General features: G+C 37.1%; 17 protein-coding genes and 1 tRNA gene. 7 read left to right on the forward strand and 11 right to left on the reverse strand.

The window, feature by feature from the left end; genetic code table 11:
- Nucleotides 1-515, reverse strand: a 515-nt coding sequence (locus B3317_RS12580; RefSeq protein ID WP_291112083.1) for a hypothetical protein, incomplete at its 3' end; no start/stop codon positions are given.
- 227 nt (nucleotides 516-742) lie between these two features.
- Between B3317_RS12580 and B3317_RS12585 the strand changes: the two genes are divergently transcribed.
- From B3317_RS12585 to B3317_RS12595, 3 genes are read left to right on the forward strand one after another with little or no spacing between them, the layout of a single operon-like run.
- On the forward strand, nucleotides 743-1,288 hold the full coding sequence (locus B3317_RS12585; protein WP_291112085.1) for a hypothetical protein: 546 nt from the start codon (nucleotides 743-745) through the stop codon (nucleotides 1,286-1,288).
- A complete protein-coding gene (locus B3317_RS12590; RefSeq protein ID WP_291112088.1) occupies nucleotides 1,288-1,758 on the forward strand; it encodes a hypothetical protein in 471 nt (156 codons plus the stop codon). Before B3317_RS12585 ends, B3317_RS12590 begins: the two co-directional genes overlap by 1 nt.
- A 21-nt stretch (nucleotides 1,759-1,779) precedes the next feature.
- On the forward strand, nucleotides 1,780-3,402 hold the full coding sequence (locus B3317_RS12595) for a hypothetical protein (RefSeq protein ID WP_291112091.1): 1,623 nt from the start codon (nucleotides 1,780-1,782) through the stop codon (nucleotides 3,400-3,402).
- Between the two features lie 285 nt (nucleotides 3,403-3,687).
- On the opposite strand, the gene B3317_RS12600 is transcribed toward B3317_RS12595, so the two are convergent.
- Nucleotides 3,688-5,277 carry an ABC-F family ATP-binding cassette domain-containing protein gene (locus B3317_RS12600; protein ID WP_291112094.1) on the reverse strand — a complete coding sequence of 530 codons (1,590 nt, stop codon included), beginning with the start codon at nucleotides 5,275-5,277 and terminating at the stop codon, nucleotides 3,688-3,690.
- A gap of 420 nt (nucleotides 5,278-5,697) precedes the next feature.
- Between B3317_RS12600 and B3317_RS12605 the strand changes: the two genes are divergently transcribed.
- Nucleotides 5,698-5,771: transfer RNA gene (locus B3317_RS12605), tRNA-Arg, on the forward strand.
- 266 nt (nucleotides 5,772-6,037) lie between these two features.
- Here B3317_RS12605 and B3317_RS12610 read toward each other — a convergent pair.
- From B3317_RS12610 to B3317_RS12620, 3 genes are read right to left on the reverse strand one after another with little or no spacing between them, the layout of a single operon-like run.
- Complete coding sequence (locus B3317_RS12610) at nucleotides 6,038-7,324, reverse strand: TolC family protein (protein WP_291112096.1); 1,287 nt, start codon at nucleotides 7,322-7,324, stop codon at nucleotides 6,038-6,040.
- The gene (locus B3317_RS12615; RefSeq protein WP_291112098.1) at nucleotides 7,321-10,440 is read right to left on the reverse strand and encodes an efflux RND transporter permease subunit; all 3,120 of its coding nucleotides are present in this window, start codon (nucleotides 10,438-10,440) and stop codon (nucleotides 7,321-7,323) included. Before B3317_RS12615 ends, B3317_RS12610 begins: the two co-directional genes overlap by 4 nt.
- A 14-nt stretch (nucleotides 10,441-10,454) precedes the next feature.
- Nucleotides 10,455-11,507: an efflux RND transporter periplasmic adaptor subunit gene (locus tag B3317_RS12620; RefSeq protein WP_291112101.1), complete on the reverse strand. Its 1,053-nt coding sequence runs from the start codon at nucleotides 11,505-11,507 to the stop codon at nucleotides 10,455-10,457.
- A 165-nt stretch (nucleotides 11,508-11,672) separates the two neighbouring features.
- Between B3317_RS12620 and B3317_RS12625 the strand changes: the two genes are divergently transcribed.
- The gene (locus B3317_RS12625; protein WP_291112103.1) at nucleotides 11,673-12,578 is read left to right on the forward strand and encodes a helix-turn-helix domain-containing protein; all 906 of its coding nucleotides are present in this window, start codon (nucleotides 11,673-11,675) and stop codon (nucleotides 12,576-12,578) included.
- Nucleotides 12,579-13,236: 658 nt separating this feature from the next.
- Here the strand turns inward: B3317_RS12625 and B3317_RS12630 are convergent.
- The 6 genes from B3317_RS12630 to B3317_RS12655 form a co-directional block, all read right to left on the reverse strand.
- Nucleotides 13,237-13,893 carry a succinate dehydrogenase cytochrome b subunit gene (locus tag B3317_RS12630; protein ID WP_291112106.1) on the reverse strand — a complete coding sequence of 219 codons (657 nt, stop codon included), beginning with the start codon at nucleotides 13,891-13,893 and terminating at the stop codon, nucleotides 13,237-13,239.
- Nucleotides 13,894-13,897: 4 nt separating this feature from the next.
- On the reverse strand, nucleotides 13,898-14,314 hold the full coding sequence (locus B3317_RS12635; RefSeq protein ID WP_291112109.1) for a flavodoxin family protein: 417 nt from the start codon (nucleotides 14,312-14,314) through the stop codon (nucleotides 13,898-13,900).
- Nucleotides 14,315-14,375: 61 nt separating this feature from the next.
- Nucleotides 14,376-14,858, reverse strand: coding sequence for a glutathione peroxidase (locus tag B3317_RS12640; RefSeq protein WP_291112111.1), 483 nt, complete (start codon nucleotides 14,856-14,858; stop codon nucleotides 14,376-14,378).
- A 277-nt stretch (nucleotides 14,859-15,135) separates the two neighbouring features.
- On the reverse strand, nucleotides 15,136-16,215 hold the full coding sequence (locus B3317_RS12645) for a sensor histidine kinase (RefSeq protein ID WP_291112114.1): 1,080 nt from the start codon (nucleotides 16,213-16,215) through the stop codon (nucleotides 15,136-15,138).
- A 3-nt stretch (nucleotides 16,216-16,218) separates the two neighbouring features.
- On the reverse strand, nucleotides 16,219-16,881 hold the full coding sequence (locus B3317_RS12650) for a response regulator transcription factor (protein ID WP_291112116.1): 663 nt from the start codon (nucleotides 16,879-16,881) through the stop codon (nucleotides 16,219-16,221).
- Between the two features lie 308 nt (nucleotides 16,882-17,189).
- Complete coding sequence (locus tag B3317_RS12655; protein WP_291112119.1) at nucleotides 17,190-18,086, reverse strand: AraC family transcriptional regulator; 897 nt, start codon at nucleotides 18,084-18,086, stop codon at nucleotides 17,190-17,192.
- Nucleotides 18,087-18,593: 507 nt separating this feature from the next.
- Here B3317_RS12655 and B3317_RS12660 point away from each other — a divergent pair.
- Nucleotides 18,594-20,990: a TonB-dependent receptor gene (locus B3317_RS12660; RefSeq protein WP_291112122.1), complete on the forward strand. Its 2,397-nt coding sequence runs from the start codon at nucleotides 18,594-18,596 to the stop codon at nucleotides 20,988-20,990.
- Nucleotides 20,991-21,015: 25 nt separating this feature from the next.
- Nucleotides 21,016-22,227, forward strand: a complete 1,212-nt coding sequence (locus B3317_RS12665; RefSeq protein WP_291112125.1) for a DUF4374 domain-containing protein — start codon at nucleotides 21,016-21,018, stop codon at nucleotides 22,225-22,227.
- Nucleotides 22,228-22,288: the final 61 nt, after the last annotated feature.

Consider the following 22,288-nt stretch of genomic DNA (forward strand, 5'->3'; position numbering starts at 1 on the left):
GTTGCATTTTTGAGATATGCATGGTAATTTCCATCCTCATAGCCGTATTCGAAATCTATTTTATAAATATTCATTGTTGTTTCTCCCTCTCCCCCTCTCACAAACACCCCATCCCTATTAAACACAATATCCCCGTCAGCTTTTTCTCCGGCACGGATATAATCGCCATCGATATTAAAGACCACATCGCCCGATTTTTTCTCGCCTGCACGTATCAGTTTGCCGTCGATATTAAATACAACGTCACCCGTAGCCTTTTCCCCCGCACGGATATAATTGCCGTCGATATTGAATACCGCATCGCCCGCAGTCGTCTTTCCTGCACGGATAAGGTTGCCGTCAAGGTTAAAGACGATATTTTCCTTTTCCGCAGGCGGGGTTACCGGTGGTTCGGGTTCGGGAATGTAAGGGTTGTTCTTGTCGCCGCAGCCCGCAAATAATAAACAACAGACCAAAAATAAGCCCCCCAGTCCCCGTAGGGGGAGTATAGAGGATATGTGGGCGGGTAGTTTCATATGATTAGCGTTTAGCTGATAGCCGTTAGCTATTAGCATTTTTGTAATACAACTGTTTTTTTAGCCAAAAGCTATTGGCTAAAGGCTAACAGCTTCCTCTTACAAATATAGACTGAATAATTTAACAAAAGTTTAAAACTCTCAAGGGAATTTTTCTTGTGAAGAGTTATTATCAATTTTCAAAAACTTTATCTATATCATAAAACATCTCTAACAACAAAGAAGATATGATAAACAGCATTCTACAAATCTTTCGCCAACAGGCGCAGCAACACAAGACCATCAGGGCCTTTTATTACAATCGCAACTACGAACTCGGCAGCGGTAAGGAAACCCATCCCCTGTTCTGGCTCGAAGACCCGCTGACGGGACGCAATCAGGACAATGTATTCACCAATTCCGTAAACTTCTCCATCCTGTTTCTCCCAACAACCGAGGAGTCGGTGCATCACCTGCAAAACCTGGCTTTCTCTATCGGGCTGAATATTATTGAACGGATAAAGAAAAATCCGGATTATGGTATCAGTATCCGTCCCGACTGGACATACACCACCCTGCGCGACTATTACGACAACAATGCCTGCGGCTGCCGTTTTTCGGTCAATTTCACCCAGATAAATATGCAGAATCTTTGCCTGATAGACGAACAGTTCGGTGCGGACAACCAGTTTGAGGACAAATCTCTTTTACCGGATCTCGATATGTTTCCGGCAAACAATTGTGAAGTATTTGTACAAAAGCTGCCCGATTTCGACATCAAAACCCGTAAATAATGGATACAGCGATTACAAAAGCCATGGAGGCCATCGCGGCCGATGTGTTAAAGCTGTCGCAAACAATACTGTCGGACAGGAATATAGGCACAAATACGAAAACAGGAAAGAACACTCTAAAAAACAGCGCATTGGAAGATAGTGTCAGAGTAGAAATCCGCAAGATGGGCGAATCGGTAGTGATAGAAACCCTGTTCGATAATTATATAAGCTACATCGAACAGGGACGGAAACCCCGTACAGGCAAACAACCTCCGATCGACGCTTTGCGCGACTGGGCTTTATCGCGGGGCATACCCACCGACAACAGTACATTGTTCCTTATCGGCAGGGCTATCTGGCGCGACGGTTACGAAGGACGTCCGGTGCTGGCAACGCTGGAGGAGGAAATAGAAAAGCAATGGGACGACAAATGGGCGGACATGCTTTTTGATACGATAATGGATGAGTTAAATAAATATTTTGAGTAAAACAGTAAAAAACGGTAGAAAATGGAATATACAATAAATGAAACAGCAAAGATAGAGGGGCCGGAAATAGTTTCTTTAGCCGGGAATCCCAATTTTGTAGTATTCGAAAGTGTGATAGGGAAAGATACATCATTAAACAATAAAATTGATTTCAACTTACAGGTTTTGAAAGTAAATGATATAAAGGAAAGTGAAACAGGCTTTGAGTTTATCGATACATTATCCGGGACCACCCACAAATTCACAGGTACAGACGATAAGAATAAAGTCAACAATACGACATTTCATATAAACAGGGAAAGCGCTGCCATTACAACGGAAAACATAAGGAAATGCCTGTTTTCCGATTCTTTCTTCAAAGGGAATTTCCATATATCGATACCACCTATCGTCAATGAAAACGGGATTATAAACGGGACAACGATCAATATAGCAGCGAAAGGTTCCGGTAGGGCGTACACTTTAAAATCGTTTAAACCTGAAAACAGTAAATTTATAAGCATCAATGGAAATTATACCCAATCATACTATACCGATTCCATCCTCAGAGACGATGAAAATTGCGAAATACAGCTCGACATCTACAAAGACATAGATATACTGCCGGGCATAAAGGATCATTCCAGAATGGGAACTTATGCCACTACCCTTTCCAAGTCTTACTTCGGGGAGCCTCTGTGGTTCGATATGAATACGGCGTGGGCTAATACAAATATATATTCAGACAAATTTCTGGAAGGAAATGGCTGGTACAATACAGGTACAATAACCGATTTCCGTTTTGTTGCCAAGCGTTTCAATGGTGTCGACACCGAAACATTCTATTATTCCAACGTACTGTTTGCCCTTACGGGATACGACCGCAATCTCGAAAAAAATAATTTATCGGAATATGTTTATGACCTCAGCCGAAATAATGAGATAGAGCCGTTGACCCGGCAACCCGTGCTTACTCATATCAGGGGGCAAAAACAATATTTCAACTTTATCCTCTCCGATTCCGCTCCCGAAAGCAACGACACACAGTGCAGACTGGGGATACTATACAAAGTCTACACACAAGCCGGCAGTTATCTGGGCTACGAAATTTCAGATGTACAAAACAAAGATAAGTACAACGCCATAAATACCGCATGCCTCGATATAGACAAAGTAGTATCGGACAAATACACAAAAGCAGGCATTGTAAAGGTGTATCTTTGCCGCGATGGGAAGACTGTGAGTAAGCCCATTACCTTTAGAATACTGCCCGGCTGCCTTTATAATGTAAATGATTTTGCATTTCTGAATTCGCTGGGTGGATGGTCTTCTTTCAATTTCGGCGGTACGGAACAGACGGATTTTAAATCGGAAACCACAACTATTCATCGTACCCAGACACCGGGCTATACAACCAGCAGCCGGATAGAATCGGTCTTCAATAAGGATGTAACCGAACAGTTCACTGTACAGACCTTGCCTGTAAGCAGGGAAGTGACCGAATGGCTGAAGGAAATCAGTTCGTCGATAGCTGTTTATGAACTGTCTACAAAGCGGTATGTAGTCGTAGATGAACTGAATGTGAAGCACAATAGTAAAGACGATTTATTTACCTTACAGATGAAATACCATTACTCGGACTCATATAATGCGAGGATAAAATAGGGAGATAAATAATGATGTAATGGGTAGTTGTAAGTTTATGTTCCATTGTTTTACAGATAGCTGCCATCCTTTTTTATTACTTAAAGTTACGGCTCATATCAGCCGCGCCCTCCCGGGCTTGTCCTCACTTTTGGCATTACCCAAAAGTAAGCAAAAGGGACGCAAGCAATCTGTGATTGTGTGTAGTAGAAAACAATTGAACAATTTTATACTACAATAATCGCTTCAACTACTGATTGGTATAAGACATAAACTTATAACTACCGGTTAACATTATTATTCAATTCATTGAAGCTCTATCTCATAATCGATATTCATCCGGTGGATAAAATACGTGTCATGCGAAACGAGTAATACAGTTCCTCCAAAGTCCCTGACTGTCGAGGTAAGTATCTCAACATTGCGAATATCGATATTGTTTGTCGGCTCATCCAGAATAAATACATCGGGCGTATTAGAGGATACCATCAGGCAACTGAGGGCAAGTTTCATTTTTTCACCGCCACTGAGTAAACCGCATTCTTTATCCCACGACCGGTAAGAAAAAAGAAAACGGTTGAGTATCGTCTTTATTTCATGTTCGTGTAACCCTGAACTAAATTGCAGTATTTGTTCATAAACCGTCAGTCCGTTATTAATGATAGAATATTCCTGGTCGAGGTACACATAAGTGAAATCAGCCAGATCCAACATACCCTGTTGAGGTAGCAATTGCCCTGTTATCAGCTTCAGCAAAGTGGTTTTACCCGATCCGTTACTACCTCGAAGCAATATCCGCTCGCCACTCTTTATCTGGAAATTCAAAGAATCCTTCCATAAAGGGTTAGCATCGTAGCTAAAATTTATATCTTTTGCCGAAACCAGTATTTTTCCGGCATGCAGGCCAGATTCACCGAAATCTGTCTTCATCGCTTTTGTATCGGGAAGGGATTTTCGTATTTTACCTATATTTTCTACCAGCGAATCCAGTTTCTGCTCATGCGTCTCTTTCAGTTTAGCAGAGCTGTTCTCTGCCTTGTTTTTAAGCAGATTTATCATAATACGGGGTATTCCTTTATCAGCAGTACCTTTATTATTACGCACATCGCGTTTCTGTTTGCGTTCGGCAGCTTCCCTTGCAGTTTTCCGGGCCAGACGCAACTCTTTTTCCTGTTGTTCCAGCCTCGCCTGTAATGAAACAATTTCCTGCTCTTTTTGGATTTTATAGAATTCGTAATTTCCTGCATAATAAGTAATTCCTTCTTTTTTCAACTCATAGGTTTCCGGTAATAAATTCAGGAGTGCCCTATCGTGGCTGATAATAACCATAGTTTTACGGGATGAGGATATGAAATCATACAATTTAGCCCTATAGTGATAGTCGAGATGGTTTGTTGGTTCATCGAACAGGATCAGTCCCGGTTCATGAACCTCGATACCTGCAAGGAACAGCTTCGTTTTTTCACCTCCGCTGAGGTCATCCAGAGGCGTAGTAAGGGCGATATGCCCCATTCCCCAGTGAGATAATGCAGCCTGGGAGCGCTCTTCTATTGCCCAGTCATCGTTAAGTAAAGAAAAGTTTTGAGGAGAAGTATCATTGTTGAGAATTGCATGCAATGCTTTTAATTTACTATCTATTCGTAACGCCTGGGACACTGTCATCCGGTTGTACTGACCAAAATGCTGTGGTATATAGTATGGGTCTGATGAACAGATTATTTCACCCGAAGAAGGCTTTAAATCACCGTTCAGCAAATGCATCAAAGTCGATTTACCAGAGCCGTTGTCCCCTATCAGAGCTATTTTCTGTCCTTTAGCTACCGAAAAACTGATATCCTGAAAAAGAACTTCTTTATCAGGATGTGTATATGTTAATTGTTGTACCGAAATACACATAATAAATCTAATTTTAAAATATTAAAAACCTGGATACCCCAAGACAGCATAATTACCGTCATAGCAGGGTGCCGGAAATGATATCCGCTTTACAAGCCGGATAGAAGCATTGTATTTGCTTGTTGCTGATTTAAGAATTACATGCTGGTGCAAAAAAATGACTAAAAGACAGATATTAAAATATACTGCATAGTCAATTAAACAATTGAGAAATAAACCTGTATATGGTAAAAGTTTTTTTACATTCTCATCGGAGTGGTTTTATTGTTCGGGGTAAAAGTAGTAAATGTTATCGAGACAGGCAAGATATTTATAATCTTTGTATCAACCGATCACATTCGATTGTGAAAACTTTTCGCTAAAAGTCTTTTGTTTTAACCAAAATATACTATCTTTGCACTCGCTAAAAGCAAAGAGGATGGTCCGGTAGCTCAGCTGGATAGAGCAACAGCCTTCTAAGCTGTGGGTCGTGGGTTCGAATCCCGCTCGGATCACTTTTAGGTCGGAAAGTTGGAGACAATAAACTGACATAAAAGACAAAGACTTCTAAATAATACATTTAGAGGTCTTTTTTATTCCTTCCCCATGACAACGATAGCCATTAAAAAGTAACCTGATGCCAGCAAATCGCTATCTAAAATAACATTCTATAAACCGGTAGTGATTTATTTAGCCGATAGGAAGAACTAAACTATCTGGTGTATAGGTATGAAAGTGGTCTGCTTAGTTCTCCTTCGGCCTAGGGATATATGAAAAAAGTTTAACGTCCTGTTACTTGCAAGTATTCAATCCGTTTCTTTTGGTAATCGGTATAGGATTCAACATACTTATCGCGGTTTTGCTGTAATAAGGTCTGGGCATCCAATACATCGGTGAGTGTTACTGTTCCTACTTTATAGTAGTTAGTATTCAACCTTAGGTTTTCTGTCGATTGTTCGACACCGTCTTTTGCCAGTAAGATCTGTTTATAGGCATTATCCAGTTCATTTTTTACATTCTGCATTTGTAATAGTAACTGCTCTTCTGTATCAATTTTATTGTTTAATGCGATCTGTTCCTGTATCCTCTGTCGTTTGATAGCGTGTGAGCCACCCCACCACCCAGATAAGGGAATACTTACCGAAGCGAAGACAATACCATTACTTCTCCATTTATCAACAATATTTTCGCCGTAGTAAGATGCTCCAAAGGCTACAGTAGGTAAATAATCTCCCCGTTTCATTTTTGTCTGTAATTTAGTAACTTCTATATTCTTGTCGAGTAGCTTACTTTCCATTCTGTCGGCTAAAACGGATTTATGGTCTACATAATAATTCATAGGTGATTCCACATTCTCTATATCCGGTATATTAATCTTAAATTGATCCGCCTCAGCCAAATCTATACCCATTTGCTGACATAAAGACATTTTTACTAATTTGATTCCATTTTCTAAATTAATACGGGCACTTTTCACCTCATTTTTCTTTAATTTCACTTTAAGTACATCATTATGTGTTATCAGCCCTGCTTTATAAGATAATTCCACATCCCTCAGTAAAGTGTCAAGTTGAGTATCTACAATATCCAGAGTATGTTCTTTCTCATATAAAGACAACAGCTGCCAATATAAACTTTCGGTATTTAATAAAACTTCATTTTCTGAAAGTTTAGCCTGAAAACGACTGACCTCTGTACCTAAATCAGCCAGTTTATTTCCGGTTATGATTTTTCCTCCTGCAAAAATGGGCTGTGTCACTGTTATCCCTGTCTGAAAGCCCTTGTCGAGTACGCCTAACGACATTCCGGCAAGGCTCATTGAAACTAACGGATCTTTTGGTAGTATCCCGGTTCCGGATGCACTAATGGATGGAAAATAGTTGGTAAAGGCCTCCTTTTCTAACTGCTGTGCAGCTTGAATTTCGAGTCGGCTGTTTTTTAATTTGCGGTTATTCTCTATCGCAATTCTTTTACAATCTTCCAGTCCATATTGGTCTTGAGCTTTTACCTGTAAAGAGGCGATACATAGTAAAAGCATTATAGTCGTTTGTATATAATATTTTATCATAATTTATCTGTCTGTGGTTTAAGTTGATTATCTGCACTTCTGTAACTGTACCAGTATATCAGAGGTAGCATTGTTAGTATAAGAATCATAGATATCATCGTTCCGAAGCAAATAACCGTACCCATCGGACACCAAAGGGGACTTTTGCTGATAATCATTGGAATAACCCCCATTGATGCAGCGGCAGAAGTTAAAAAGATCGGGCGCATACGGCGCTTTCCGGCTTCTATACAAGCATCCAATACCGAATATCCTTCTTTATACCTTAATTCTTCGATGTAGTCGTACATAATTATGCCATTACGGACAATTATTCCTATCAGGCTGATAACTCCCAGTACTGCTGTTATGCTAAAATCCAGTCCCATAACTTTTAGTCCAAATACAGCGCCGAATATGCTGAGAGAAGTAGAGCCTAATACCAGAACAGCCAATTTTATTTTTCTGAAATGAAATACCAGTATGAAGAAAATAATGAAGACCGATCCCAGTAATCCTTTTGCTATCTTAGGAATAGTCTCGTCGTGGAAATCTTTCACTCCTCCGTAAGATATGCTGATGTTATTGGATAGAGTTTTGTCGGCTTGCATATTACTCACCAATTCCTCAACTTCTGATTGGACTTCACTGACTTTTTCTCCCCGTTTAAGATCTACATAAACCGACAGTGTCCTGATTCCATTACGGTGGGCTATCTGTCCCTCATTCCAATCAGTGGAGACCGTTGCAATCTGGCGTAAGGGTACTGCCGGGGAAACCAATCCGGATACGTATTCATTAGCAACATCTTCTGCCATCGGGTCTTTCTTTTCCCATGCAGATTTAAGAACTACCGGGAGGGAATAATCTCCTTCCCAGACTGTTGTAATAGGCATCCCTCCGAAGCGGGAAGCCAGCCCCAAGCCTAAAATTGTTTCATTTATACCCAATCTGTTGGCCTCAACCGGATCGAGTGAAATATTAATCCCAGGTAACATTTCTTCAAAGTTGGTATATACACGTAGCGGTTCATCCATTTTTTTTAGCGCTATCGTTAGGCTGTCCGCAAAACGTTTCAGATCGCGGATACTATCGCCCGATATTCTCACTTCAATGTCTGCATCGACTCCTAATTGGTAATCCAACTGCTTAAATTTTACGAAGGCATTCGGGTAATGGTAAGCATATTTTGAAGCATACTCATTCAATATATCTTCAGTCTCACTGTTCGATTTAGTGTTCACAATAAATTGAGCAAAATTGGTACCTCCCAGTTTGGGCGCGTATACCGTATGAAAACGGGGTGATCCCATTCCGATAAATGTGGTTACAGAAAGAATCCTGTCATCTTTATGAAGGATTGTTTCCATATCTTTGGCTACAGCTTCCGTTTGCTCCAGAGAGCTGCCTTGTGGTAAATATATTTCAACAGCAAACTGGTTCCGCTCTGCAACAGGCATTAGTTTCAATGGCAAAGTGAAAGCGAATATAATTCCACCCACAACAGAAGCAATTCCTATACAGAGTGTCAGCTTCGGGTACCTGAATACTCTTTCTATGAAGCGGTTATAGCCTGATTGTATTTTGCCTAACAAAGACTTCTTATGGGGCTTATCCGTATTTTGGGCCGTGTCGCTTTTCAATCCTTTTTTGATAAAGAAGTAGAGCAAATATGGAATTAATGTAATCGCAATAAGAAGCGATACTCCTAATGTTATAAAAACTGTCCATGGAAAAGTAATCACAAAGTCGTATAATTGCCCGGTAAAGGTCACCAGGAACGGAAAAAAGGTGATACTGATCGCCAGCGTTGCCGAAAAAATTGCTTTAGCATACCCTTTGGCACTGGATATGGCTGCCTCCTTACGGGAAACACCATGATCCAGATTTTCCAAATAACTATCAACAATCACAATAGAATTATCTACAATCATACCTAAGACGACGACCAGAGCTGCTAAAGTAACCGTATTCAACTCTATACCGAAGGCAAACATTAAGCCTAAAGAGATAAAAATTGTTATTGGTATAGAGGATGCAGCGACTCCGGCTACCCGTAACGGAAGAAGGGTCATTGTAACGAGAATGACGGCAATAATGGCAATTAATAATTCTTTCAGAAAAGTATTTGTTGAAGCATCCACTACTTGTGGCTGATCGGCAATCCTGTTAATATGGATATCATCAGGGATTGTCTTCTCAAAATCCGCGATAACAGCATCCACATCTTTTCCGTATTGAACAATATTATATCCGTTACGCATTTCTGTTGATAAGATCAGACAGTTTTTACCATTATTAGTGGTATAGCTTTCCGGCGATGGGTACTCCCTAACAACGTGTGCTACATCTTTTAAACGGATATGATTACCTTGTATGTCAGAGTAAACAATTTGTTCCTCTATATCTGTTTCCGATTGATAAGGACGGGTAATGTGTATGGGTACCACTATTTCATTATTGTCTACCTTCCCGGAAGCCGTAATGAATCCTTTAGTCAGCAATGTCTGATATAGGCTCAATATATTAATCCCGTAGCTGGCTATTTTCTCTTTTTCTATATAGATACTTAACTGCTCCTTTTGCATACCGTAATGCCGTAGATTGGATACTGATTCTACAGAACGTAATTTGTCTTCCAGGTTCTCCATATAAACTTGAAGTTGTCTGTGATTTTTTGTCTCAGATTCCATTGTTATCAACAAGGCGGAGGTATCGCCAAAATCATCATTTGCAATCAAAGCCATAACTCCAGCCGGTAATTGCATTTTATAAAGTGATAAGCCATGCTTTATCTTCGACCACACCTCATCCTTATTGTTAACATTATCATTAAGCTCCACAAAAACATAGGCTATCCCGTCTTTGGAATAAGAGTAAGTTTTCGACTTTTTTACTTCTTTGAAGGTAAACAGGTAACGTTCCAGCGGTTTGGTCAGTTGTTCTTCTACCTCTGCCGAGGTTGCTCCCGGATATACTCCTACGACAACTCCCTGGCGTATTGTAAATATAGGGAATTCTTGTTTGGGCATTATTTTCAGAGCCACAATGCCGAATACAACCAGTATGCTGATTATTAATATAACGATTTTATTATATTTCATAGCCCAGGCTATGATTCCTTTTTCTTCTTTCATAATCTTTTTCCCTATTATTTTGAGGCTACAATAACTGTAGAGTTAGGACTTATATTCTGATAGCCTTCAGTAATCAAAATATCTCCTTTTTGCAGCCCTTGCTCAATGACTATCGCGTTATTGATTAATTTACCTAAAACAACTTCTCTATATATGGCTTTGTTTTGTGCATCTTTTAACCAGACAAAGTGTTTTCCGGATGCATCTATCTGAACCGATTTTAAAGGGACAATGATCTGTCCTCCACTATTTTCAATCGATTCTTTATTGGATAAGTAGGCTTTGCATACCATCCCCGGCATAATACTAAAATCTTTATTTATGATCTGTACCTTAATGTCATAAGTATGGGATACCGGATGTGCGGATATTCCTTTTTCTACAATCTTCCCTTGAAATACCAGATCATTCAGAGCCGATATTTTAACCGTACATATTTGCCCAAGACTTATGTCTGATATTTCCTTTTCAGGTATTGCAATCTTTATCTTTACTGTATTTATTGTTACAATATTATAAACAGGAGCTCCGGGAAGTACATTTGCCCCGGCATCGGAATACCGTTTTGCAATAACTCCTGAGAATGGAGCATAAAGGTTACAGTCCGAAAGACTTTTTCGGGCAATCCGTTCAGATGATTGAGCCTGCTCTAATGCGGTTTTAACCTCTATATATTTAATCTCTGGTAAACTGTTATTTTCATGTAATACCGTAAGCCTATTGTATGCATCCTGTGCTTGATTTAGGGTGGCTTTTGCAGCATCATACATACTTTGCAAAGATGTGGTATTTAAACGCGCTAAAAGCTGCCCTTTTTGTACAGGCTGTCCTTCTTGAAAGTATACCTGTTCAATATTACCTGCTGTTTGAAAACTAACGTCTACTACATTTTCACCTTCCACAGAACCAATATACTCTTGTTTATAATTACTATTCTCCGAACTTATCTCCTGCACTTTTACAGGTATTCTGCGTTCTTCGTTTTTATTCTCTTTATTCGCTGAACAAGATATCACTCCGATCAGGAGTAATCCATAGAGACATTGTCTTAAAACCTGTCTTTTCATACCTTACCAATTTGATTCTAACTATTTTTATTATTATATTAAATTCAAGGGCAAAGTTCTGTTTATTCCGATGAAAAGTTTTTATCAAAATTGGGGAAAACATGTTCAAAATCTTGCTTTTTAGATTATCTTCGTATCTCTATTAAGAAATATATTCTAATTCGGATGGCTGTGGATGAAAAGAGATACGCAAAGATATCTTTGGAGGATATTGTAAATCAGAACTCGATACCGGGTATTCAGAATTTCATTATATCGGAAGAGAAAGCGTATATAAAGAATTCTTCCGTCAATTTTCAGAATTCATTTTTCGACCTGAAATATCCGCATGTTTGTGAAGGAATAGGTTTTGCCATTTGTACAAAAGGTAAGGCTAGAATCAGAATTAATCTTCGCGAATATCAATTAGAGTCTAGCTCTATTATTGCATTGCTTCCAAATTATATTATTCAAATACTAGAACAGGATGAGAATCTTGAAATTGAATTTTTAATGTTCTCCTTCGATTTTGTTTCTGATACCAAAATGATTACCGACTCTGATTTTATCGAGAAAATACAACAGGCTCCTTTTCTGAAAATTGATGAAGAAACAGTTATGGACTTATTAGAATTTCATGCTTTCATTGTAAAACAGTATAAAAAAACGAACTATGATGAAGTAATCATGAAAAACTTATTGGTTGCTCTTATCAATAAAGTTCTACTTATTCATCAGGAATCAGAAAAAGGAGCAAATACAGAGTCTTTAACACATAAGGAAAAGATATTTCAACGTTTCTTAGCATTGTTATTCAGATATTATAAAAAAGAGCGAACAATAAAATTTTACGCAGAAAAACTGTTACTGACACCTAGTCATCTTACTAAGGTTATCAGAGAAGCAAGTCAGAAATCCGTTTCGCAATGGATTGATGAAATGGTTATTATGTCAGCTAAAGCTATGCTCAAGAGTTCTGATATGACTGTATCGCAAATAGCAGAGGAACTGAATTTTGCAAATCCTTCTTTTTTCAGCACATATTTCAAAAAAAGAACAGGAGTGACACCTTTGCAATATAAAGAAAGTTAAGGTCGAAATAAATTTTAGATAATAAGGAGAGAATAATTATTCTACATTAAGGTTAAATATTTTTCATATTCAATCTCCTATCATTTTATATATGAAACTTGTATTTATAATTGTATGTCATTCTTATTTTTAATCAAGGATGGGAAAAATTACCTTAGATATTCGTTGATTCTGATATTTTCGCGAATGAAGGACTCAATGGATTAAAGATTGAAGCTATAGCGTGTAAAGTAAAAATCAATAAATCATCATCTTGTAAATATTGATATTTATATGGAATATCTTTTAGATTATTATGAGACTCAAATAAAAAAATGGTTGAAAAGGATAAAGTATGTTCTTTAATTAATCCAGACCGGATTATACTTTCAGATATGATCTTTTTGTTCATTTCCTTTATATTTATTTGATTTTAAAAGAAACCTACTTCCTATAATCTGACCAATCACAGCCAAACCGATAAAAAAAGGAATGGTTATTTTGGGGATGTTGAGACAGATTCGCAAAGGAATTATCACAGGTATCGAAGCATGAATAATCAGCCACCACTTTATGGTCATTTTGCGAAAGCGCATTCTGTATTTTCCGAGAAAAATATTTAAACCGAGGGCTATTATTGCTACTATTAATATATTCACTATTATTAAGGATGGAGTTATTATTTATCGCCAAAGCCAAGATAAAAATATACGGGGATAAGTATATATCCAACCATTATAGAATGGGAATATATCACTGCTATTTTTTGTAAACGAGGAATCCATTTGCCGTTAGTAACTCCCATCGACTGAAACATGCTCCAGAAACCATGTGTTATATGATAGCACAAAGCGACAATCCATATAATATACATGGCTACATACCAGCCGTTAGAGAAAAGTGTTTTTACCAAATCGTAAGGATTCTCCCCCTCATTACCGAGGAAATGCTGTAATTGCATTTTGGCCCAGAAATGGGATAAATGCATAATTAACAGCCCTAGCACGATTAAACCCAGTGCCAACATGTTTTTAGACGCCCATGATATCTGTGTTTTGTTTTTTACTGTATAGTTTATCGGCCTTGCTTTCCTGTTTTGTATAGTCAGTACAATTCCCATTATAATATGTATAACAAATCCAAGAGCTAAAACAGGTACCATAATCTGGATAAAGATATTCTCATCCATAAATCGACAGGCGGCTTCGTAGGTTTCTCTCGAAATTAAAGATGTGAGATTGATAAATAAATGAAGAGTTAAAAACATAATAAGAAACATGCCGCTTATGCTCATCATCAGTTTTCTCCCTATAGATGAGGATTTTATTTTAACCATAGATTTATATATTTGTATCCATTATTCTTTCTACAAAAAGTCTTAAGTCATTCAAGTCTTTATCATTTGGCCGACCTCTATGCAGAAGAGTAAATTGTCCTTTGCAATGAAATTCCCTTTCATCCACCGGTATATTTTGTTTGCTTAGGAGTTCCCTGACCTGAGCGTAAGATGATGGTAATATTGCCGCAGAACTGAAACAGACCACATTTTTCGTCTTAGTATCCAAGGAACGAATAAACTCCTTTACCTTATCATCAATTCCGGTCATATAAACAGCACTTCCTAAAAATAAAATATCAGTATCTTCCGTAATAGGCATATCCAGTGTTTCTGCTTTCGCTCCTGTAGCATCGGAAACTGCCAAAGCCATTTTCTCCATATGCCCTGTCCTTGAAAAATATCTTATTGCTATTTTCATATATTAATGGGATTATTCAGATATGCATCTAACGATTGCTTCTCTGACATAATTATGATAATTATTTATTCAACATTTTTTCAATGTATTTTTCCAGGGACTTCGGATTCTTTATCGGACTGAATCTTTTAATAGTTTGTCCATCCCTGGATATAAGGAACTTCGTGAAATTCCACTTGATTCTTGATCCGAAAAGACCGCCCGCCTTACTCTTCAGGTATTTAAAGATCGGAGAAGCATTTTTCCCATTAACTTCAATCTTTTCCATTATGGGAAATGACACACCATAGTTCATTTCACAAAATGACGCTATTTCTTCATTGCTACCAGGCTCCTGATGTCCAAACTGATCACAGGGAAATCCAATAACAGCCAGACCTTGATCCTTATATTTTTTATATAATTCTTCAAGTCCTTTATACTGGGGCGTAAATCCGCATTTACTGGCCGTGTTTATTATTAAAAGGACTTTACCTTTGAATTGAGTAAAATCCATATCTTTACCTTTGTTGTTTTTTGCCGTGAAATCGTAAATTGTTTTCATTTTGTTTTATATAGACAGTATCCACCCTATTTTCCAATATGCATATAAAGCCGGGAAGCACCTTCCGATGATTTTTCCTAATTTATACTTCGCCTTTTTTAATAGCATACTTCTCATACCAGAGTAAATTCTTATTATTCTTTAACTATGATACAAAGGTAAAAAGTAAAAATTCTGAAATGCTTAAGATTAACTTAGGATCATCTTAAAATTATCTTAAAGGTATGAAAATAAGAAAAGCTCTTATACTATCAGATCAGTTTCTTTGTATAAACGATTATTGTAAAGGTATGGTTAGTCTGGCGATCGTATATCTGTTTATTTCACTATCTATTGTGATCTTTATATTTAGTAGGTTGCAAAAACGTTTCACTATTGGAAGCCCCAGTCCGAAGCCTTTAATTTTAGTTTCCTCAAAAGCATAAGAACGGTAAAACTTATCAAATATGAAGTCCAGCTCTTTTGTCGGGATACCATATCCAGTATTTTTTATCTCAACAATAAGATAACCTTCCTGTTGAAATGTTTGTATGTCGATTTTCCCTGTATTATTGCTGTATTTTACCGCATTTGATATCAGGTTATTAAGTATTGTGGAAAAAGAATATTCGTCTGTATATAATCTTGTTCCCTGCGGCTGAATATTTGTCGTTACTTCTAATTTTTTATTCAGTATGATATCAGTAAAAATACATATACTGTCATTTATCAAATCTTCTATCAGGCAATAATTATAATTTAACGAACTCTTTCCTTCTTCATATCTTGTTAAGATAAGAAGCTGATCAACCATATCATTCATTTTTTCCACCTCCTTGGCACAGGCTTTGATCTTTTCTTTATATTCTTCATCACTCCGGGGTTTACGTAGAAGAACCTCCATTGTTCCTTTTAGTACAGCAAGAGGTGTACGGAATTCGTGTGATGCATAAGAAGTAAAAGACTTTTCTCTTTCTACTGCATATTCAATTCTATCCAGCAGATTATTTATCGTTTCAGAGAGTTCATACAACTCGTCCCGTCTTGTCGGCAAAGGTATTCTTGCACTCAGATTATTATGAGTGATAGAATTAGCTGTATTTATAATATCACGGATCGGTTTTGTTCCGTCCCGCGCGATTCTTCTGGATAGTGTAAACAGAAAAAGAAATACAAAAAAGCAGCCAATAGTACATACCCTCAACAAAATAGTGAATAAATATTTTACATCTTCGATTGTAATCTCTGTACTGGCGCTTAATTTTTGGGAATAGACCTTGAATGTAATGAGGATGACAGTGCATAACACCATTATAAGAAATGCGGTACTTATGATGACATTAAATGCGATACGGTTTTGTAAGGATAACTTTTTCATCTTTCAGTCATTGGCAATGTATCCGATGCCCCGGACGGTCTTAATATTTCCTTTTTCTTTATCTATATTCAATTTCTTTCGTAGAGAGTTCATGAAAACATCTATAACTCCTGTGTCATATTCAAAATTGATATTCCACACTTTTTCTATAATCTCATCCCGTGTACAGGCCCTTCCTTTGTTGCTGATAAGAAACTCAAGCAATGCAAATTCACGTTGTGTAAGCGATATTTCTCTTTCGTGACAGAATACCTGATGAGAGGATTTATTGAGCGATATATTTCCCAGAAGCAGGATCTCGTCTTCATGTCTGTTTCTGAAATGTATTTTAATACGTTCAAGGAGTTCTTCAAACGAAAAGGGTTTCTTTATATAATCATTCGCACCGGATCTCAATCCTTCGATTGTTTCCTTTATGGTATCTTTCGCTGTAAGAAATAGGATCGGGAGTTCTTTATTGTATTTCCGTATTTCTTTACACACATCGATGCCTGACATACCAGGAAGCATCCAATCCAGCAATATTAAATCGGGCTTTGATTGATGGTACCTCTCAATCCCTTTTATGCCATCTGTGGCTGTTTCGATAGTATAGCCCTCTTCTTCAAGACCTTCTTCCAAAAAATTATATATACCGGGCTCGTCTTCTATAATTAATATTTTCATTCATTACTTTTTATATCCAATCTTCTGTATAACAAATTATAAGTGGAGACTTTTATCCATATACAATTTCTGGGGTAAAAATAGGTCATCTAAGATTAGATCTACTTAAGATTGTCTTAATTTTTTAACTTATATAACTCTTCTCAGAACTAAAGGCTTATGAAATAAGATTTAGCCTGAGAAAAGGTGACTATTTTTATATTATTTATTTGTAACTGAACAATTACAAAAATTAATATTGCATAAATATTATTCCATAGTGAATGGGATTTTAATTATATTACAGAACAGAAAATTGAATTTATCCTTTATAGAGAATTTTCTTTATTTTTTATTTTTTGTCGATATTCTGATGGGGACATATTTGTACTTTCTTTGAATCGTCTATTAAAATACGGCATACTATTAAAACCCGATTTGTTAGCTATTTCAGAAACTGTTAAATCAGAATATAATAATAATTTACAAACATTTTCTATTCTTATTTTATTCAGGAATTGAAAAATAGTCATTCGTGTTTTACTTTTAAATGTACGGCATAATGCTGCTGGATTTATATTTGCATATTTCGAAATCTCTTCTAATGTTATTTCATTCTTCATATTGCGATATAAATAATCATACGTTCTTTGTAATGGTCCAGAACCATCACAGAATGTATTTTGAGTGCTGAATTGAACTTCTGAGACTAAATGGCTATATTTGGACCTACCCAATTTATCCAGAATCCGAAGAAGGAGAAGAATTTTTTCGATTCCTTCAACCTTTTGCATATCATCTATTATCTTCTTTATTTTCGTCCCTAACGAAGTATTATTAAAGACGATCCCATACTGGCTTTTGTTGAGAAGATCATTAATGTGTATATAATCAGGAAGTTCATTTATTTTACGGGGAAATATGTCGGGATGAAACTGTAATATATCACTCTCCACAATATTTCCTTCACCGGGCTCTAATTCAAATAACGAAGAACAATGGGGTACATTTTGCCCGACAAAAAGAATGTCCCCTTTCTCAAACTCTACAATATTATCTCCAATCATGCAAAGCCCCTCTCCTTTTGTTATTAAACGGAGTTGATAATCTTCATGTTTATGCTGAACATAAATATAATCTTTATTGCGACCATCCGTCCTTATATATTTTATACTGGTATTTAATCCATATAAGACTTTATTTTTTCGAACAGATCTTTTCTTCATAATACTTCAAGGAATACAAAATAAGTTTTCACTTTGCAAATATAGGCAGTATTATTTATTGTAAAATGAGATTTTAGTACAAAAAATGTCTTATTAAAATAGGAAAAAGTACATATAAAACGATCGGATGGAGCCTATATCTCGAAAATCTATATTGAATCAGATATCCATGAGAGATAAAACATGGAAAAGATGATAAAATAAATGTCAATATAAGATGCTATTTTGCAAATATAGGTAATATTTTGCATTATGTTGTAATGTATCTTTGTAACACATACTAATAAGTATTAACCTTCATACCATTTTTAATTATTTCAAATTCTTTCCTGTTAGCTAAAATGAGCAAACAGTACATTTTCTATTTCATATAAATTACTAACAATCAACATTTTATGGTATTTTAAATTATAAAAATACCTAGTAATTGCGATTGATGTACCGCAACTTTTTATGGTACTTTGCCATCAAATTTTATTTCAAAAAAATATGATGCAATTTTATAGAATGAAAGGAATAATATTACTGGCAATAGTGTATTATTTAGCAGGTTTTCTTTATGCTCAAAATAGCAGTGAGGCTATTATAAAGGGAACTGTAAAGGCCGGTAACACTCCGCTTGAATATTCAACAATATATTTAAACAAAACCAATATAAGTACAAGTTCAAATAAGAAAGGTGAATTTGTATTAAGAGTTCCGCTTGGACAACATCTATTAGGAGTCCGGTATGTAGGATATAAAACTTATGAAAAACGAATAGATGTTGGAGCTGGAAAGGTATTAGTTCTGGACATCAACCTGCAAGAAGAAAACCGATCTTTGGATGAGGTCGTGGTTGAAGCTAAATCGCCAATTCAAATTGTAAAGGAAACTCCTTTTAATGTAGTGGCATTAGATGCTAAATCTTTTTATAATACCACTTTGGATCTGGGGCAGCTTCTGGATAAGGTTTCCGGAATAAAAATCCGGGAAACCGGAGGTGTTGGCTCTAACCTGAACATTACACTGAACGGATTTACCGGAAATAATGTAAAGGTCTTTATGGATGGTGTACCAATGCAGGGATTTGGCTCTGCATTCCAATTAAATAATATACCGGTTGGTTTAGCTGATCGTATTGAAGTTTATAAAGGAGTGGTCCCAATTGAATTTGGATCTGATGCCATGGGCGGCGTCATCAATATTGTGACTAATCAAAACCGCAATTCCTATCTGGACTTTTCCACTTCTTACGGTTCGTTCAATACGCTTAAAACAAACCTTAATTTAGGTTATACGGCAAAATCCGGATTTACAGTGCAAGTTAATGCATATCAGAATTCATCCGACAATGATTATAAAGTTAAAACAGAAGTAAAAAATCTGCAAACAGGAGTGACTCCCTTAGGAGAATACCACTGGGTAAGGCGTTTCAATGATGCTTATCATAATGAAGCCATCGTCGGTAAAATTGGGTTTGTAAAGACAAAATGGGCAGATCGTTTCTTAGTGGGTGCCACTTTTGGGCACGAATATGCAGAAGTGCAACAGGGTTACAGAATGACAACTGTCTTTGGAGAAAAGAAAAAGACAGCCAGCTCCAACCTGTACTCTTTAAACTATGAGAAACGCAACCTCTTACTCAAAGGCCTGAATGTAAAGCTTAATGCCAATTATAATATTTCCAACAATCATAATACCGATACTATCAACAGAAGCTACAATTGGTTTGGAGAATACATTACAAAAAATTCCAAAGGAGAATATGGCAGCCCGACACTGAGTAGATTTAAGAACAAAAATCAATCGGTAACAGCAAACATAGGCTATCGGATTACCCAACAACACTCCCTGATGTTGAACAATGTTTACACCAACTTTAAGCGGTCGAACAAGAATGCGGCGGCAATTGTAGATCCCGACAATCCCCCGGAGCCGGATATCGCACGCAGGAGCAAAAAAAACACGCTGGGACTTTCTTACCGCTATATATCACCAAACGAAAGATGGACGACCAACCTTTTCGGAAAACAATATAATATGGATGTTACTGGTCCTGTAAACACAGGAGATACTTCCCATCCTAATTACATAGAAGAAAACAGTGATTATAGCATTATGGGGTATGGTATAGCTACCACCTATAACTTTAAATATTTGCAACTGAAAGCTTCTTTTGAAAAAGCCTACAGGCTACCGACCGACACTGAACTATTTGGGGACGAAGTCCTGGAATCCGGTAGTGCATCCATTAAGGCTGAAGAATCCTATAATTACAACCTTGGGGCAACATTTAATAAAAATATATCGAAGAACAGCGTTCTGTCCGTAGACGCAAGTATATTTTACAGAGATACCCATGATTTTATCAGAAGATTGGTCGATCAACGTGAAGGAGGAGCAATGAGTGAAAACTGGGGGCACGTAAGGAATATTGGTGTTGATGCTGAAGTACGTTATTCCTATAGAAATAAATTTACAATCGGAGCCAATGCAACCTATCAGGATATGCGGAATTATGAACGATACAGCAGAAGTAACAGCGAGCAACTTTCGGTAACGTATAAAGACCGTATGCCTAATATACCATATTTTTTCGGAAATGCAGATGCGACTTACTACTTCCATGACCTATGGGGTAAAGGGAATACACTTTCCTTAGGTTATACATTCAACTTTATGTATCAGGTCTACCAGAATTGGCCTAGTCTTGGCGACAAAAGCACAAAAGATCAGATACCTACACAACTGTGGAACGACTTTAATGTGACTTATGCTATCCAAAACGGAAGATATAACATTTCGTTTGAAGCAATGGATATCAATAACGAATTGCTGTATGATGTATTTTATAATCAGAAACCGGGAAGAAGATTCTTTGTGAAATTCAGGTATTTTCTTACAAGTAAGAAGAGAAATTAATTATTAATATTTAAATTATAAACAAATGAAATTATTTAAAACAACAATCAAGTGCCTACTTGCAGGAAGTATATTACTAACTGTAAGCAGTTGTAGTGACGATAACAACGACGAACCTACTCCAGATCCGGGAACGGTAACTAAATTTTTTATTGCGGCAACCCAGGATGCTGCAACATATTTTCTTACAACCGACAACTTAGAATCCGGCACAATCACTGTCGTTGGAACAGGTATAGAAGTAACCAACTCGTTTACCCATCTTGTAAACGGTACTAATAATGCTATTACCGCTTTGGCATACAGACAGGGAGATCCGGGTGTTGGTATTTCTTTTAAACTGGACGAAAATGGTAAACTCGTTAAGCTTTCCAATGAATTTTCCCTTAATGATGGATACAACACTGTGGGAGTCTTTGAAAACTATATAGTAGCAGGAAGAAATGCGACCTTGGAAAGTACTGGTGCAACCGGAGCTAACTTCTATTTTGTAGACCAGGCTACAGGTAATGTTGGAGAAAAAGAATTTGACTCCCGGACTCTTAGTCCTGTGACAGCTCCTGTTTTTGCTGGTATTGTAGATCGAGGAGACGGAGAATGGTTTTCTGCTTACACGAAGGAGGCTACTAATGTGGATAGTGTATGGATAGCTGCTTTCGATAAAGATTTCAACCTGAAAAGAGTTTATAAGGATGACCGTATAAGCTATTCAGAAGGACGCTGGAAATCTGCAAGATATCCCCAATTTGCGAATGATGGCAGCGGAAATACTTATGTATTCTCGGGGTCTTATGAGCCCACTTCTACAAAACCCGCCGGTGTCATTCGTATAAACAAGGGAGCTACAACTTTCGATGCTTCATATTATTTTAACATTGAAGAAAAGTCAGAGGGCTACCGTTTCCGAAAAGTATGGCATGCCGGAGAAGATAACTTCTTGTTGGAAATGTACAATACCAGTGGAATCGTAGCTAATGGTTCAGCTGCAACACAGTATGCAATTGTAAACGTGGTAAATAAGTCATTTAACTGGGTTAGAACCGGTTTCCCAACAAAAGATGAAATTACTGCTACCGGATGGCCATTACCATATAACGGAAAAGTGTATTTTCCTGTTGTATCTACAGCAAATCAATACCCCGTTATATATTCTATTGATCCTGCAACCGGATCAGCAAAAGCAGGTGCGGTTATTCAGGCAGCTGGTGTATTAGGAATCGGAATATTACAAAAATAATTTTTATCAACACACACCTTTAATAAATTCTAAGACTGTATAGAACAGTCTTAGAATTTTA

This window comes from Dysgonomonas sp. UBA7710 (assembly GCF_002482385.1).
Taxonomy (GTDB): Bacteria; Bacteroidota; Bacteroidia; order Bacteroidales; family Dysgonomonadaceae; genus Dysgonomonas.